Below are 16,212 nucleotides of genomic sequence, written 5' to 3'. Positions count from 1 at the left end.
CCTTTTTTTCATGCGGTCCGGCCCGCGCCTGCCGGTATGGGCGGCGCGGTAACCGGGTTCGTCCGCGCTGCCTCAGGCCGGGTAGGTCCAGGGCGTGCCGCGGTCGAAGTTGTCGCTGGCGAACTTCCAGTTGATGAGGTTCTCCAGGACCGCCTTCACGTAGGCCGGACGCTTGTTCATCTGGTCGATGTAGTAGGCGTGCTCCCACACGTCGATGGTGAGGAGCGGGTTCACGTCCTCGGTGATCGCGGTGGCTGCGTCATGGGTCGAGATGACCTTGAGCTTGCCGGCGTCGACGACGAGCCAGGCCCAGCCGCTGGCGAAGTGGCCGACCGCTTCGTTGGTCAGCGCTTCGAGGAGCGCGTCCATCGAGCCGAAGTCGTTGGTGATCGCGGCCGCAAGGCTTTCGCTGGGCTCGGTCTTCTCACCCGACAGGCTCATCCAGTAGAAGCCGTGGTTGTAGGTCTGCGCCGCGTTGTTGAACAGGCCGCCCGAAGCCGACTTCGTGATTTCCTCGACCGACTTGCCGGCGTTCTCGGTGCCTTCGATAGCCGCGTTCAGCTTGTCGACGTAGGTCTTGTGGTGCGCGCCGTGGTGGATTTCGAGGGTCTTGCTCGAGATGTGCGGTTCGAGGGCGTCGTGCGCGTAGGGCAGCGGCATCAGCGAAATGGTCATGGCTAGTCTTTCCTGTTCTCTCGAGTTTTCGAACGCGTGGCCCCGAAGTCGAAGCCTTCGTGTGCGAAGCCCGGCCGCGTTCCGCCAGGCCTTACGCAAAACACAGCGCCTATGTCTGTGTTGCAGCGCCACAATTCAAGCGTGGAAATGTGGCATTTTAAACATTTTGAACATCTCGGGCGGCGAAGTCGCACCTGCGGGAAGCCCGGACGGCGAAAAGGGACAGAAGCCGTAAGCGGCTGCCGTCCCCTTTGGCCGGGTGGGCCCTTGGATCAAGGGCCCGTCCCTGTCCGGATTAACGCACCGAACCGCGACGGAAGAGGTTGACGATCGCCAGGAGGACAACCGCGCCGAGGAACGACGAGATCAGGCTCATGAGATCGAACGAACCGCTGGTGATGGGCGCACCGCCAATGAGCGGGGTGATGATGAAGCCGGCGATGAGCGCGCCGACGATGCCCACGACCACGTTCAGGAAGATGCCCTGCTGCGCGTCGGTGCGCATGAGGATCGAGGCCAGCCAGCCCAGGATACCGCCGACGAGAAGGATAAGAAGAAGTGTCATAGGTCCGTCTCCGAAAAGTCTGTGTCTGTTGCATCCTAAACGGAGTGCACCCCCCAAAGGTTCCGGTATTAGACATTTGCGCGATCGGCTTTTATTTTTCCGGAACGGCGGAAACCTGCGGCTGGGACCTGCGTTTTCGCGCGTCGGGCCAGCGCCCGTCCGCTCTTCCCCTTGCCCGACTTGACGCTGCAAGCCATTGCCCCCCAAGGAGGACTCGTTGTTTCCTCCTGCTTCGCGGAGTCGCGTTCCCCATGCTTGCGCAGAAGACCCGGTACGCCATCCGCGCCATGCAGCATCTGGCCGACCGGCATGGACAGGGCCCGATCCAGCTCACTGAAATCGCCGAGAGCCAGAACATCCCGGCCAAGTTCCTGACCGTGATCCTCTCCGAGTTGTCCCGTGCCGGGCTCATCGATTCGCAGCGCGGCAAGGATGGCGGGTACTGGCTGGCCCTTGCCCCGCAGGAGATCAGCTATGGCGACCTGGTACGCCTCGTGCGCGGTTCGGTAGCCCTCGTCCCCTGCGCCAGTCGCAACGCGCATGAGACCTGCAAGAACTGCGTGCCCGAAGCCGAATGCCGCACGCGCGCCCTCATGCTGCAGGTTCGCGACGCCACGGCCGAACTCCTCGATGGTATCCGCCTCTCCGATCCCATCGAACTGGCCCCACCCGCCTCACACGAAGCCGAGCCGTCTTGAGCTCGCGCGCGATCACGGTTTTGCATTTGCCCCTCGCGCGTTAGGCTGCCGGGCAAAAGACGAGGCGAGAGGACCCCATGCCCACCCCCATGGCCACCATCGACGAGACCCACGCTCCCGACCTTGGTTCGTGGGTGGACGGTGCCGACACGCACCCTGACTTTCCGATCCAGAACCTTCCCCTCGGGGTCTTTTCCGTGGACGGGCAGACGCCGCGCGGGGGCATCGCCATTGGCGCGATGATCCTCGACCTCGCTGCGCTGGCGCACAGCGGCCTCTTGGAAGGCGAGGCGCTGGCCGTCACTGAGGCCGCCTCGGGCCCCACGCTCAATCGCCTTCTGGCACTGGGATCAGGACCACGCCGGGCGCTGCGCCGCACGGTCAGCGCGCTGCTGGCGACGGGGTCCCCGAAACAGCCTTATGTGACGCCCCTCCTTGTCCCGGCACACCGCGCCGAGATGCACCTTCCGGCCCGAATCGGTGACTATTCGGACTTCTACGTCGGCATCCATCACGCGGCCGAAGTCGGCGCCCTGTTCCGCCCTGAACAGCCGCTTCTGCCCAACTACAAGCACATCCCCATTGGCTATCACGGCCGCGCCTCGACGATCCGGCCAAGTGGCCCCCCGGTCATCCGCCCCAACGGCCAGACCCGGGGCAGCGACGTCGACGCGCCACGCTTCGGCCCGACCCAGCGTCTCGACTTCGAACTGGAACTGGGGCTCTGGATCGGTCCGGGCAACACGCAAGGCATGCCCATCCCCCTTGCGCAGGCCTGGGGGCACATGGCCGGCCTGACATTGCTCAACGACTGGTCCGCGCGCGATATCCAGGCTTGGGAGTACCAGCCCCTCGGCCCGTTCCTTTCCAAGAGCTTCCACACCACTGTCTCGCCCTGGATCGTGACGACCGAAGCCCTGGCCCCCTTCCGGATCGCCCAGCCTCCTCGTGCCGAAGCAGACCCCGGCGTGCTACCCTATCTTCAGGATACACAGGATCAGGACAAAGGCGCGCTTGCGCTCGATCTCGAAGTCACGCTCTCCAGCGCCGCGATGCGCGCGCGCGGGGAAGAGCCGCAGGTGCTTAGCCACACGCAGGCCCTCGCGATGTACTGGACGCTGGGCCAGATGGTGGCGCACCACACGGTGAACGGCTGCGCACTGGAAAGCGGCGATCTGCTGGGGACCGGCACGTTGTCCGGCCCCGAGCCCGGCAGCAAGGGATCGCTTCTCGAGATCACCCGCGGAGGCGCACAGGTGCTGCAACTGCCGCGCGGAGAGACGCGCACGTTCCTGGAGGATGGCGACGAAATCGTGCTGAAAGGCCGCTTCATGGCGGAAGGCCGCCGAAGCATCGGCTTTGGCGAGTGCCGCGGAGTTATCGCGCCTGCGCCAGGAGTCTGAGAAAATTGGACTTTTTCAAGGAGCCACCGCCCCTTACCCTTATCTGCAATACTTCCCTCACCTCTCTCGCCCCGCATTGGCCGCAGGACAAGACCTGAACAGTTCGGGGAGCCCGAGGGCAATGGCCCTCGGACTGCCCCCTTCTGATTTCCCTGCCTTGCTGTTCAGCCCTTGGGCGTGACCCAAACCTCTACGGGCGTGATGAACTTGCCCGGTGCGGGCTTACCCACGTGAACGCGATCAGCAGTGACCTGCTCGCCATTCTCCAGGTGGAAGGTCACCCAGGGCTTGGGCATGCGCTCGAACTTCATCTTCTGGATGGCGAGGCCGGTGGTCGAATTCATGACGGTTGCGATGATACTCATGGCGCGCCGTTAGGCCTGGGCGTAGCGCCCCGTCCAGCTACTCCTGAAGGTTATCGACCGCCCTTTGCAGCCCCTCAGGCCGAGGCTGCCTCCCCCTTGGCTTCCAGCTCGGCCGTCTCGGCGGCATAGCGCCGCGCGAGCACCGCACAGACCATCAACTGGATCTGGTGGAAGAACATGACGGGCAGAATCACCACGCCCACCTGCGCCGCCGGGAACAGCACGCCAGCCAGAGGCACACCGCTCGCCAGACTCTTCTTCGAACCGCAAAAGAGCATGACGATGCGATCCTCGCGTGCAAAGCCCATGGCCCGGCCCAGAAGGTTCGTGGCCGTCATCACCACTGCCAGCAGAGCAAGCGCAATGACGACGATGAGCGCAAGCTCGCCCAGCGTCACCGTCTGCCACAGACCATCGAGCACGGCGGCCCCAAAAGCCGTGTAGACGACCAGCAGGATCGAGCCGCGATCGACATAGCCCACCATCTTCTTGTGGCGGGTCACGAAGCCCCCGATCACCGGCCGCAGCAGATGGCCCGCCACGAACGGCAGGAGCAGCTGCGAGGCAATGGCAATAACCGGATCGGCCGAGATGCCCTGGCTCTGGCCGGTAATGAACAGCGCGGTGAGAAGCGGCGTCACGAAGATGCCGGCAAGGTTCGAGAACGAAGCCCCGCACACGGCGGCGGCCACGTTGCCGCCTGCAATCGCGGTGAAGGCTATCGAGGACTGCACCGTTGAAGGCAATAGCGTGAGGAACAGGAGGCCCGTCCCCAGGTTCGCATCCAGTCCCGGAATGGCGCGCAAGCCAAGACCCAGAATCGGGAAAAGGACGAAGGTGATCGCCATGGTGGCCAGGTGCAGCTTCCACGCCTTGGCGCCCGCGATCACCGCCTCGCGCGAGAGCTTGGCGCCGTGCAGGAAGAACAGCAACGCAATGGCGACGTCGGTCGCCCTGTCGGCAATCTGCGCCCAGATGCCCTGCGCGGGAAAGAAGCTGGCGAGCACGACCATGCTGACAAGCGCCAGCATGTAGGGATCGAGATTGAGGCGTTTGACGAGGCTCTGCATGGCCTTGCGCTTAGCCGCCGCCGCCTTGCGGGGCCAGTACCTGTTTATGACACTGCGCGCATAGAATTTTGAGAGCACCCCGCGCAGGAGCGAGCCGGGCTCCTAGAGCCACTTGTTGGCGCGGTACCACTCGGCAGTCGAACGAAGGCCCTCGCGCGTCTCGATCTGCGGGCGCCACAGCGTCTCGGGCGGCCGCGCACCGGGCGAAACCACCCAGTCGGGATGCGCGAAATAGGCCGCGCGGTCCTTGGTCATCTTGGCCTTGGTGCCGCGCACGAAGTTGTCGAGGCTGGCCACGCGTTCGAGCGCCTTTTGCGACAGGCCGATCACCTTGGGACGGCGCCCCATGGCCTGCCCGATGGCGAGCGCCATCTCGGTGTGCTCCCAGCCCTCGGGCTTGCCGTCGTCAGGCTCGAAGGTCATGCGGTGGACTGCCTCGCCCGGCACGACCAGCGCGACCAGCAGGCGCGCCAGATCCTCGACATGAATCATCGAGGCGCGCCCCTCAGCCGGAACCGGGACAAGGCCCCAGCGCGCCGCCCGGAAGAGCTCCATCATCTCCTTGTCGCGCGGCCCGAAGATCGCGGGAGGGCGCACGATGGTCCAGTCGAGCGGGCTGGCCTTGAGGAGCTTTTCCGCACGCGCCTTAGACGCGCCATAAGCGGAAAGGCCCGGTTCGCGCGCCGAAAGCGAGGAGACGAAGACGAAACGCGGGATGCCCTTGGCCACCACGGTCTCGATCAGATTGAGCGTGCCTGCGACGTTCCCAGCCTCGAACCCCGCCGCATCGGGCGCGTTGGTCACGCCCGCCACGTGGATCGTCGCCTCGGCCCCGCGCGTGAGCTCCGAGAGCGCGGCGGTGTCCGAGAGATCGCCCGGCACCCAGGTCACACCCTCGCGGGGCTCATGTTCGCGCCGTGTAAGCGCGCGCACGCGATAGCCCTGGGCGAGCGCTTCTGTGAGAACACTGTGGCCGACAAAACCCGTCGCGCCGGTAAGCGCGACGATGGGGCTCTCGCTGTGCATGCGGTGTGTGGTCCTTCAGGCCTTGTCCCGTGCCCGAAAATCAGGCGACAGGTGGCACATACTTGATCGACATGAGGTCGCGATGAACGACGGAGGAACGCGGTGCGTAGCCCAGGACCGTCTGCTGTTCATTCGAGTGCAGGCGCCGAATCGCGTGGATCTCCTTGGCGTCGTACTCGGACAGGCCATTGGCGACAACGGTCCCTTCCGAATTGACGATGGAGACCGGATCGCCGCGGCGGAATCGCCCGTCGACATCGATCACGCCCTTGGCAAGCAGGCTCGCGCCCTCGTGGATCAGCGCCTTCATCGCGCCGTCATCAATGATGATCTTGCCCTTGGTGCGCAGGCGTCCGCCCAGCCACACCTTGCGCGCGCCCGGCTTGCTCGCCCCGCGGCGGCGGCGCGGCAGGAACAGCGTGCCCACGCCCGCCTCGTCGCGCGAGCCCATGACCCGCTCGACCGGACGTTCGTGGAAACCGTTGCCAATGACGACGCAGGCGCCTGCAATCGCGGCGATCTCGACGGCCTGGAGCTTGGAGACCATGCCGCCCGAACCCATGCCGGAATTCGATTCGGTGGACGCCATAGCCTTGATCTCAGGCGTGATGCCCTTGACCACTTCAAGACGCGTGGCGCCCGGCTCCTTGGGGTGGCGATCGTAGAGCCCGTCGATGTCCGACATCAGCAGGACCGAGCTGGCGCCCGCGGCCTGCGCGACACGCGCGGCTAGGCGGTCGTTGTCGCCAAAGCGCAGTTCCTGGGTGGTGATCGAATCGTTCTCGTTGATGACGGGCACCACGCCCGCATCGAGCAGGCGTTCGATGGTCGCGGTGATGTTGAGGTAACGGCGGCGATCTTCAAGATCCATCAGCGTCACCAGCATCTGCGCGGCGGTCAGACCGTGGTTGCCCAGAAGCTGGGCCCACATGCCCGAGAGCGCGATCTGGCCGACGGCGGCCGAAGCCTGCGCATCTGCAAGCGAGCCGCGCCCGCCCTTGTCGAGGCCGAGCGTACGCGCGCCCAGAGCCACCGAGCCCGAAGACACGACAATGACATTCTGCCCGCGCCGGCGCGCTTCGGAGATTTCACCGACAAGGCCGTTGAGCCAGACCGTACGGACCCCGTCATCGTCGACAAGAAGGGACGAACCCACCTTGATGACGAGACAGGGATTGAGTTCAGGATCGGCGAGGTCGGAAAGTTTGGTAATAGGCATAAGCTCGGCTTCTAGAAGAATTGCGCAAGAGTGCAAAGGTGGACCCAACGAACCGGCGCAGCGTACCGGCGTTTCGGCACGTGGAAGCCGCACGAAAGTCCCCTTTTCGTGCTGTGAGCAATTTTCAACGCAGCCACATCTGGGATGTTCCCTCTCACATCCCTCTTTTCGCACCTGCACAAGATCCGTCGCGGCCATTTTGACGCAGATCCTGCGCGCGAATGGCGAATCACCTGTCGGGCGACGAAGGCCGCAAATGCGGGCCTCTCCGGCCCAAACGAAGAGCGCGCAGGGGGCACCTGGCCTCCTGCGCGCTCTTCGCGTCAATCCATGATGGCGGCCCGGCCAGAGCCGATGCCCGTCTGGCTCAAGCGCCGAATCAGATCGGCGACCAGGGCGTCTCGTTGGCCTCTTCCTGCTCGCCTTCGGGACGTTCGGTCACCGTGGCGGCTGGCAGATGCTCGATCGCCGCATCGAGCAGCGCGGGAAGGCCCTGCCCGGTCACACCCGAGATCGGGAAGACCTCATGCGCACCGGCCTTGAGCAGCTCGCGCGCGTATTCGGCGGCGAGCTCGTCATCGACCAGATCGACCTTGTTGAGCGCGACGAGGCGCGGCTTGTCGGCTAGCTCGCCCGCGTAGGCTTCCAGTTCCTGCTCGACGACCTTCATCGCCTCGACCGGATCGTCGACCGAGATGTCGATGAGGTGAAGGAGAACGCGGCAGCGCTCGATGTGCCCGAGGAACCGGTCGCCGATCCCTGCCCCTTCCGCAGCGCCCGCGATCAGGCCCGGGATGTCGGCCAGCACGAACTCGCGGCCCTTGTGATAGACCACGCCCAGCTGCGGACGCAGCGTGGTGAAGGCGTAGGCCCCGACCTTCGCCTTGGCGTTCGAGAGCTTGTTGATGAAAGTCGACTTGCCTGCGTTGGGCAGACCGACAAGCCCCACGTCCGCCAGCAGCTTCAGGCGCAGCCAGACCCACATCTCCTCATAGGGGATGCCGGGCTGGTGCTGGCGCGGGGCGCGGTTGGTGCTCGTCTTGTAGCTGGCGTTGCCACGACCGCCCATGCCGCCTTCGAGCAGAACCTCGCGCTGGCCCGCCTCGACAAGATCGAGCAGAACGGTCTCGCCGTCCTCGTCCGAGATCACCTGCGTGCCCACGGGAACCTTGATGACCAGGTCGTCGGCCGCCGCGCCATTGCGGTTCTTGCCCATGCCATGGCCGCCGCGCTTCGCCTTGAAGTGCTGCGTGTAGCGAAAGTCGATGAGGGTGTTGAGGCCGGGGACGGCCTCGAACACGACGTCACCGCCCTTGCCGCCATTGCCGCCGTCGGGGCCGCCGTACTGGATGTACTTCTCGCGGCGGAACGAGACCGCGCCGGGGCCACCGGCGCCCGAGCGGATGTAGATCTTGGCCTGGTCGAGAAAATGCATGGGCTAGGGGTCCCAACGGTTCCAAAAAGGGGCACGTCGCGCGCCACGGTGCGCCCTATGCCCATAAACAAAAAACCCGGCCATGGCGACCGGGCGGCAATCCGGTTTGTACCGGATCGTGATCTGGCGTGTGGTACTGGTGGAGCCGAGGGGGATCGAACCCCTGACCTCGTCATTGCGAACGACGCGCTCTCCCATCTGAGCTACGGCCCCGTTCCAGTATCGCCCTGCCCCGAGCTTTGCCGAGGCAGGAGCGCCCCCTTAGCGAAGCTTGGGACGCTTGAAAAGCCCCCTTTTTCGCAAAACGCGCGCGTAAGGACCGCCTTCCCGCCACTTCGGGCCGGGCTGGCGGCTCTGCCTTACTGCTCGTAGGTTTCCTGGGCCCGAGCCGTCTGCTGCTCGAAACTGGGACGCACGGTGACAAGGCCGCCACCATAGGCCGATTCCCAGGCCGCCAGATCGGCACGGTACTGCTCGAAGGCGTCGAAGAATTCCTTGAAGGGCTTTTCCATCTTGGCCAACCCGATGAAGGACCAGGTCTCGAACTGGCTGGGATCGACCGTTTCCAGATCCTGCGTCACGCCCATCGCGGCCTCGCAGAAGCCGGTATCGACAGGGGGAAGCGAGAAGTAGTTGTAGACCTGGGTCTGGTAGCTCTCGCGCGCCTTGATTGCTTCGCGGCGGGTATGGCCCTGACGGAAGCTGCGGTCGATCGCCGCGCTCGCCTTGTCGAGCGAGGCATCATAGAGCGTCAGGAAGCGCTTGTAGCCGTTCAGGATCGGCGCGTACTTGGGCTCGATGCAATTGAGCGCGGCCACATTGTAGGCCGAACGCAGGTTCCACACCGCCTGCGGTGTGGAGATGCCGTAGTTCACGGTGTGACGTTCACCCTGCTCGTTCACCGGCGGAATATTCATGGTCAGCTGCGCGCCGTTGGGCGGCGTGGGCTTGGGCGGAATGACCACGACCGGCGGCGGTGGCGGAGCGGTCACGACGTGCTCCTTGGGGCCACAGGCGGCCAGGGCTGCGAGCCCCATCAGGCTTGCGCCACTCAGCATCCGCCGAAGCCCGGAAAGCGTGCTCTTCACCTTCGTACCCACCCTCAAGAAAGAAGTTACCTCGTTACCAACCATATTACGCGCTCTGTCCAACAAAGAAAATGCCCGGCGCGAGGTTTCGCACCGGGCATCGCATTGTTTCCACGCTTTACCGCTTTTGTGCGGCAAAGGAGGCTCTTCCCTCCTCCTCAGTCGCGCTGACCAAGGAAGTTGAGGAGGAAGAGGAACATGTTGATGAAGTCGAGGTAGAGCGTCAGCGCGCCCATGATCACGGCCTTGCCCAGGAATTCGGTGCCCTGCAGGTACTGGTACTGCATCTTGAGCTTCTGGGTGTCGTAAGCAGTCAGGCCTGCGAAGATCAGCACGCCCAGGATCGAGATCGCCATGTTAAGCGCGCTCGACTGCACGAACAGGTTGATGAGCATCGCCACAAGGATACCGACCAGGCCCATGATCAGAAAACGACCAAAGCCCGAAAGGTCCTTCTTGGTGGTGTAGCCGAACAGGCTCAGTCCGGCGAAGCCAGCGGCCGTCGCGAAGAAGGTCGTTGCGATCGATTCCCCTGTGTAGACGAGGAAGACCGACGAGAGCGACAGCCCCATGACCACGGCAAAACCCCAGTAGAGAATCTGCAGCGTCGAGGTCTTCATCTTGTTGAGGCCGAAGCTCATCGCGAGGACAAAGCCGAAGGGGGCCAGCATGACCACCCAGCGCAGCGGCGTGGTCAGAACCGAATAGGCCAGACCCGACGACGCGAAAAGCATCGCCACGATGCCCGTCAGCAGTACGCCTGAGGCCATGTAGTTGTAGATCGACAGCATGTACTTGCGCAGGCCCGCATCGTAGGTGGCGCGGCCAGCGGTGCGTCCATCAATCGGAGACGCACCGAAGCCCTGACGGGGCTGGGGGTCGTTCCAATTTGCCATGTTAAACTCCCTTGGGGGAAGCGCGCATGATGCCGCCTCCCGATACCTTGCCAATATCTGCCTTCACGGCACGGTTTTCAAGGAAAACCGGCGCCGCTTTCGTGTAACGAAATGTGTCGTGGGCACATAAGCGCCCCGCCGGGCTCAGTCCTTGGCGCGCGCTTCCTCGGCCATTTGCGCGCTGCGATTGCGCGCGGCGGTCAGCGTGGCGAGCATCAGCGCGTTCACCGCGCCGTCCTCGTCGAGCACGTTCATGCCCGCACGCGTCGTGCCGCCCGGGCTAGCCACCTTGTCCGCAAGTTCGCCCGCCGTGAGCGGGGATGCGCTCGCCAGCGAGGCCGCACCCTCGACCATCGCGGTCGCGAGACGCTGCGCCGTCCCGGGTTCCACGCCCAGCTCGGCCGCGCCCTTGGCAAGCGCGTCGATGAAGCGGTAGACATAGGCAGGGCCACTGCCCGCAAGCGCGGTGACGGCGTGGAACTGCTCTTCGTCCTCAAGCCATTCCGGCGTGCCCAGTGGCTCCATGAGCTTGGTGATCTCGGCCTTTTCCTCTTCGTCGAGACCACTCGAACCCAGCGCAATCGGGGACTTTCCAAGCGCGCAGGCAAGGTTGGGCATGATGCGAAGAACCGCATGAGCGCGCGGGAACTGCGCGGCAAGGCTGGCCAGTTCATTACCCGCCAGAATCGAGAAGACGGTCGTGCCCGACCCGACCAGCGGCTCCATCGTGTCGAGGACGGTGGGAAGAACCTGCGGCTTCACGCCGATCATCACGGCATCGAAATCGCGGCCCGTCGGGACCTCGTTCACCTGCTCGACACCCTCTGGCACGGGCTTGGGCGTGCGGTTGTAAACCGTGAAGGTCGAGGCCGGAATGCCACCGGCGAGCCACCCGTCCAGCATGGCCCCGGCCATGTTGCCGCAGCCGTAGATAAGGATGGATTCAAAGTTCGCCATGGTGCGTTTCCCGTTGTCTGCTGTCAGTCTAAATCGGGCTTCGACTTAGGGACGGGAACCGGATGGGGCAAGGCCAGCGCCGCACCTTGGTGGCGTCGCCAGCAGGGCGGGAAAGAGCCCCTCGCCTTTCCCGCTCAGTCCGAAATGGACCGGATCAGGCTTCGCCGTGCGCGTCCACGAGCGCCGCCACAAGAGCCTCCTGCGGCGTCTTATCGCCCCACAGGATGAACTGGAAGACCGGGTAGAAACGATCGCATTCCTCGATCGCAGCCTCGACCACCATCTGCGCCTGCCCCGGCCCCAGGAGGCCGTCCTGCCCCAGCATCAGCCCGTGGCGGTAGAGCACGACCGAACCGTTCGACCACAGATCGAAGTGGCCAACCCACAGCTGCTCGTTGATCAGCGCCAGCGCCTCGTAGACGTAGGCCCGCTTTTCTTCGGGAATGCGCAGCTCAGGCAGGCACAGAAGCTGCAGGACATGGTCCTCACGCCGCCAGATCGCCTGGAACTGGTAGGTCGTCCAGGCGCCCTTCAGCTCGGCCGAAATCTCGTCCTCGCTGGCATGGGCAATAGGCCAGTCGCGCGCCTCGAAGAGCGACGCCAGCATCTCCACGGGAGCGGCGTCGTCGTCGTGTCCGATAGTGTCGCGCACAATTCTCATATTGGCTAAGCAGCCCCCTATCCGCGTGTTCGGATAGAGGGATGCTTTGCCTGCCCCTGTCAGCACAATGGAGCGGCCTCCATCACCGGGGCAAAACCCGACAAGTCTGTTTACAGGATGTGGATAAGCGCACTGCGTGTCCGATCCCGGGACAGCTGTTCCCGCCCCGTTCCAAGGGCGGCGCTAGCGCGCTGTGCTCCCTTGGAAAACCTAGCCCCCGACGTCAAGCGCGTCGACGACCTGGCCCGCCGGGCTGGTCCAGACCAGCGCCCGACCGTTGCCCGCTTCGGCGAAATCATCGACGAAGCCGTCCGCCGCCTTGCGCGTGGCAAAGGGCCCGACGAGGATGCGATGGGTGCGGCCCATATCGGTGACATGCGCGTCCCGCCCCTTGAACAGCGCAGGATTGCGACGCGTGTAGCGCCGCCAGTCGAAGGCGATGGCATCGGTGTCGCGGCCAACGCCAATCTGCACCCAGATCCGGCTCGGATGCGCCGGTTTCTTGGGCTTGGGCGGAGGCGGAGGAGGCGCTGGACGCGCCGGTGTCACCTTGCGGATATCGACCGCGCCCGAGACAGGGGTATCGGGCGAACGCGGCTTGCCGAGGTCCGCGAAAGCCTCGCTGAGCGACATCTGTGCAACCGCCTCTTCGGCCGCGCTCGAGGGACCTTCGCCGCTGCGCGCTGGCAGCGCACCGGCCTGACTGGCCCCCACCTGACTTGCCCGCGCCAGGTCAAATCCGGGCACGGTCGAACGCGTGGGAATCGAGCCCCCCGAGGCCGGGCTTGTCGTCGCCGCGACAGCGGGTGTCGCAGTTGCCAGTGCGGCCGGGACCGAGGCCGCGGGGGGGGCTGAGGATGCAGACGCAGCTGGCGCCGCCATGGCGCCCGCCTGCTGCAGCGGCGCCGGGGTCGGTGCTGCGCGGGCAATCCGGTCACGCGCGGCGGCCGAGGCCGACGCCGAAACCGGAGGAAGTTCGCCATTGGCACCCAGCACAGGGCCACCATCGCCCGGGACTACTTCGATGCCGGGCTTGGGCTCGGGCGGCGCTACACGTTCGACCTCCGCTTCCGCCTCCGGCTTACGAACGGGGCGACGCGCGCTTTCACGCGGTGCGGTCTCGTCCAAATTACGTTCACCCAGACGCAGCGAGCGGCGTGCACGGCGCGCAGGGCGGCTCGGCGCTTGGGCCTCGGCTGCCCCTGCGGGCTTTGCCGTACCGACCACGGGCGCGCCCGAGCCCGCCGTAGCGGCAGGCACGAGGGGCTGAGCGGGTTCGTAGGCCGCGATCCGCGCGCTGTCGCGACCGATCTCCGATGCTCTGGGAAAGCGCCCCAGATTGGCGGCGGCGGCCTGCTGGGCCGCGGTCAGGCGCGGCATGTAACGCAGATAAGGCGCAACATCCTCAGCGAGCGGCGCGGGCAGAATGCGCTCGGCCAGCTTCACCGCCTCCTTCGCTTCCCCTGCAATCGCCAGCGTGAAAGCGCGCGTGCGCCAACCGGGCTTATCCTGCGCCCGCAAGAGCGGCATCAGCGTGTCTTCGGAACCCTTAAGATCCCCGCCGATCGCCTGGCTGACCGCAAGCCGCCTGCGTACCAGGTTTTCTTCATCCGACGTGAGCGCGCCCCCCGAAAGAACGCGGCGATAGAGCGCCTGCGCGGCGACCGTATCCCCGACCATGTCGTAGGCAAGCGCCTGATCACTCGCCAGAGCGGCCACCGGGCGCCCGGCCTTGCGCGCGTTCTCAAAATACGTGATCGCGCCGACCGGATCACCCGCCCGAAGCGTGGTGCGAGCCAAGCCTTCCGCGATCCTGCCGTCCCGCGGCGCCACCTCCTGCGCCCGCTCGAAGAAGCCCTTGGCCGCATCGAAATCACCCAGTTCACGCGCCGCGTTGCCCGCATCCAGCAACGCCTCCAGATCGTTCTGGTCGCGCGCCAGGCGGGTCAGCGCATCGCCGAGGCGCGCCGTGTTGGGATCAGGAAGCGCCTGGACCACCTCGCTGGCCTCAGCCGGTTGCACGGCCAGGCCGGAAACCCCGGTCAGCAAGGCGCAGCCCAACGCATAGCGAAGGGCCTGGAACGTGGGACGGGAAGCGGGAATGGACGCGCGCAGGGCGGCGCGAAGTATGCTCGGGGCCTTGGGCCGGATCATCTGGGACCTTGCATCTCGTGTCATGGGGTCCGCGCAGCCACGGCGACCTCGGACCATCTGTTATCTGGGATACACCATATCCTCATGATGGCCACAGGCCAAGCGCTCTGGCCGCAGCGCCCCCACGGCCCGCCCCATCCCGCAAAGCAGGATACCGCCGACCGGATAGACAAAGGGCCACAGATGCGCTGCTGTGCGCATCCGCGGCCCTTCATACTGGGAGGCCTGGCAAAGAACGGTCCGGAGCAGCTTCCCTGCGCCGGGCGTTCCTCAGGCCTGGCCTTACTGGTTGTTCTGGCGGTTGAGGAAACGCGGAATGCTGAGCGATCCGCTATCGTCCTCACTCTCACCGGCCTCGCGCGAGGGCGCGGCGGGCTTGGGCCGCGAAAGGCTGGTCATGCGTTCGAACAGGGTGCTGCCGCCACCGCCGACCGGACGCTGCGGGGCAGGTGCGGGTGCCGGGCTCGGCGCAGGTGCGGCCGCCTTGTTCTCACCGCCGAACAGCTCGTCCTGGCGGGTCGGCGGGGTCTGCTGAGGACTGCGCGGAGCAAAGCTGCGCGAGCCTGAAATGCTGGCGTAGTTGCTCTCGTCGGTGTCGTCCTGGCCTTCGTCCTCGTCCTCGACCTCTTCGGTCGCGCCCAACTCCAGCTCTGCAGAGGGCGAGAACGGTTCGGGCACGTAGGGCTTGGAACCACTGGCCGCCTCCGGGGTCTTCTCGCTCTCGACTTCGGGAGCCGGGGGCGAAAGATCGAGCGGAGCAGGCTCGGGCGCCGGAGCCGGGGCGGGCGCGCTGGGCGCAGGCGCCTGCACGGCTGGACGGACCGGCCCACGGCCGCCCCCGATCGCCATCGGGCGCGCCGGAGCGTCAGCCTGCTCGGCGGTCTGCTCGATGCCGGTGGCCACGACCGAAACCCGGATCTTGCCGTCAAGCTCGGGATTGAAGGCCGAACCCCAGATGATGTTCGCATCCGCATCGACGAGTTCGCGGATATGGTTTGCCGCTTCGTCGACTTCGAGAAGCTTCATGTCCTCGCCGCCGATGATCGAGATGATGACGCCCTTGGCGCCCTGCATCGAAACGCCGTCCAGCAGCGGGTTCGCGATGGCGTGTTCGGCCGCCTCGAGCGCACGGTTGGGGCCTTCGCCCTCACCGGTGCCCATCATCGCCTTGCCCATCTCACCCATGACCGAGCGCACGTCGGCGAAGTCGAGGTTGATGAGACCCGGCATGATCATCAGGTCGGTGATCGAGCGCACGCCCTGCTGCAGAACCTCGTCGGCAAGCTGGAAGGCCTCCTTGAAGGTCGTTTCCGCCTTGGCGATGAGGAACAGGTTCTGGTTGGGAATCACGATGAGCGTGTCGACATTCTTCTGCAGCTCCTCGATGCCCGCTTCGGCCGCGCGCATGCGGCGCGTGCCTTCGAACAGGAACGGCTTGCAGACGACGCCGACGGTCAGGATGCCGCGTTCACGTGCAGCCTGGGCGATGATCGGGGCCGCGCCGGTGCCGGTGCCGCCGCCCATGCCAGCTGCGATGAAGACCATGTGCACGCCGTCGAGCACGCGGCCGATCTCTTCCAGTGATTCCTCGGCGGCGGCACGCCCCACCTCGGGACGCGCCCCTGCGCCGAGCCCTTGCGTGATCTCGTGGCCGAGCTGGATGCGGGTTTCCGCGATCGAGTTGTTGAGAGCCTGCGCATCGGTGTTGGCGACGACGAAATCGACCCCTTCGACCTGCGCCTCAATCATGTTGGCGATGGCGTTGCCACCCGCCCCGCCTACGCCGATGACGACGATACGCGGGCGAAGTTCGTCGATCGTCGGCAGTCCGATGTTAATGCTCATTAGTGACTCCTGCCAGACACATGCGCGTCAGATATTTCTCGACCATCCTGATTGCACGCTTCGACTTGGCGAGGCAAAGGATAGCCTTGTGTTGTCCACAGGCAAAAACGCCCGATACCGGCGGTTTCTGCCACGTTGTCGCGCCTCTCGCACGT

15 protein-coding genes and 1 tRNA gene are annotated in these 16,212 nt (G+C 65.4%); 2 read left to right on the top strand and 14 right to left on the bottom strand.

The window, feature by feature from the left end; genetic code table 11:
• Positions 1 to 72 precede the first annotated feature (72 nt).
• Entirely contained in the window at positions 73 to 675 is a 603-nt protein-coding gene (locus tag LC060_RS05080) for a superoxide dismutase (protein WP_226633268.1), read from the bottom strand.
• 295 nt (positions 676 to 970) lie between these two features.
• Positions 971 to 1,240 carry a GlsB/YeaQ/YmgE family stress response membrane protein gene (locus LC060_RS05075; RefSeq protein WP_039388112.1) on the bottom strand — a complete coding sequence of 90 codons (270 nt, stop codon included), beginning with the start codon at positions 1,238 to 1,240 and terminating at the stop codon, positions 971 to 973.
• 251 nt (positions 1,241 to 1,491) lie between these two features.
• On the opposite strand from LC060_RS05075, the gene LC060_RS05070 reads away from it, so the two are divergent.
• Together LC060_RS05070 and fahA are read left to right on the top strand one after the other, a co-directional pair.
• Positions 1,492 to 1,938 (top strand): RrF2 family transcriptional regulator, encoded by a 447-nt coding sequence (locus LC060_RS05070; protein ID WP_039388113.1) that lies wholly within the window; start codon positions 1,492 to 1,494, stop codon positions 1,936 to 1,938.
• Between the two features lie 77 nt (positions 1,939 to 2,015).
• Positions 2,016 to 3,341, top strand: a complete 1,326-nt coding sequence (gene fahA / locus LC060_RS05065) for a fumarylacetoacetase (protein WP_226633266.1) — start codon at positions 2,016 to 2,018, stop codon at positions 3,339 to 3,341.
• A gap of 164 nt (positions 3,342 to 3,505) precedes the next feature.
• Here fahA and LC060_RS05060 read toward each other — a convergent pair whose 3' ends face one another.
• The 12 genes from LC060_RS05060 to ftsZ all read right to left on the bottom strand — a co-directional run bounded on the left by LC060_RS05060 (position 3,506) and on the right by ftsZ (position 16,057).
• Complete coding sequence (locus LC060_RS05060) at positions 3,506 to 3,706, bottom strand: hypothetical protein (RefSeq protein WP_199904325.1); 201 nt, start codon at positions 3,704 to 3,706, stop codon at positions 3,506 to 3,508.
• 74 nt (positions 3,707 to 3,780) lie between these two features.
• Entirely contained in the window at positions 3,781 to 4,776 is a 996-nt protein-coding gene (locus LC060_RS05055) for a bile acid:sodium symporter family protein (RefSeq protein WP_226633264.1), read from the bottom strand.
• 102 nt (positions 4,777 to 4,878) lie between these two features.
• Entirely contained in the window at positions 4,879 to 5,802 is a 924-nt protein-coding gene (locus tag LC060_RS05050) for an NAD-dependent epimerase/dehydratase family protein (RefSeq protein ID WP_226633263.1), read from the bottom strand.
• A 40-nt stretch (positions 5,803 to 5,842) separates the two neighbouring features.
• The gene (gene proB / locus LC060_RS05045) at positions 5,843 to 7,021 is read right to left on the bottom strand and encodes a glutamate 5-kinase (RefSeq protein WP_226633260.1); all 1,179 of its coding nucleotides are present in this window, start codon (positions 7,019 to 7,021) and stop codon (positions 5,843 to 5,845) included.
• Between the two features lie 379 nt (positions 7,022 to 7,400).
• On the bottom strand, positions 7,401 to 8,456 hold the full coding sequence (gene obgE / locus LC060_RS05040) for a GTPase ObgE (RefSeq protein WP_226633259.1): 1,056 nt from the start codon (positions 8,454 to 8,456) through the stop codon (positions 7,401 to 7,403).
• Between the two features lie 137 nt (positions 8,457 to 8,593).
• A tRNA-Ala gene (locus tag LC060_RS05035) sits at positions 8,594 to 8,669 on the bottom strand.
• Between the two features lie 146 nt (positions 8,670 to 8,815).
• Entirely contained in the window at positions 8,816 to 9,514 is a 699-nt protein-coding gene (locus LC060_RS05030; RefSeq protein ID WP_226633257.1) for a hypothetical protein, read from the bottom strand.
• A 188-nt stretch (positions 9,515 to 9,702) separates the two neighbouring features.
• On the bottom strand, positions 9,703 to 10,440 hold the full coding sequence (locus LC060_RS05025; RefSeq protein WP_226633255.1) for a Bax inhibitor-1/YccA family protein: 738 nt from the start codon (positions 10,438 to 10,440) through the stop codon (positions 9,703 to 9,705).
• 144 nt (positions 10,441 to 10,584) lie between these two features.
• Complete coding sequence (gene proC, locus LC060_RS05020; RefSeq protein ID WP_226633253.1) at positions 10,585 to 11,397, bottom strand: pyrroline-5-carboxylate reductase; 813 nt, start codon at positions 11,395 to 11,397, stop codon at positions 10,585 to 10,587.
• A 154-nt stretch (positions 11,398 to 11,551) separates the two neighbouring features.
• Positions 11,552 to 12,058, bottom strand: a complete 507-nt coding sequence (locus LC060_RS05015) for a YbjN domain-containing protein (protein WP_226633251.1) — start codon at positions 12,056 to 12,058, stop codon at positions 11,552 to 11,554.
• Between the two features lie 210 nt (positions 12,059 to 12,268).
• Positions 12,269 to 14,212: a tetratricopeptide repeat protein gene (locus LC060_RS05010; RefSeq protein ID WP_226633249.1), complete on the bottom strand. Its 1,944-nt coding sequence runs from the start codon at positions 14,210 to 14,212 to the stop codon at positions 12,269 to 12,271.
• Between the two features lie 282 nt (positions 14,213 to 14,494).
• A complete protein-coding gene (ftsZ, locus tag LC060_RS05005; protein WP_226633247.1) occupies positions 14,495 to 16,057 on the bottom strand; it encodes a cell division protein FtsZ in 1,563 nt (520 codons plus the stop codon).
• Positions 16,058 to 16,212 lie beyond the last annotated feature (155 nt).

Source organism: Novosphingobium profundi (assembly GCF_020524485.1).
Lineage (GTDB): Bacteria > Pseudomonadota > Alphaproteobacteria > Sphingomonadales > Sphingomonadaceae > Novosphingobium > Novosphingobium profundi_A.
Note: the sequence above shows the minus strand (reverse complement) of the source record. Positions and strands in the feature narration are given on the sequence as shown.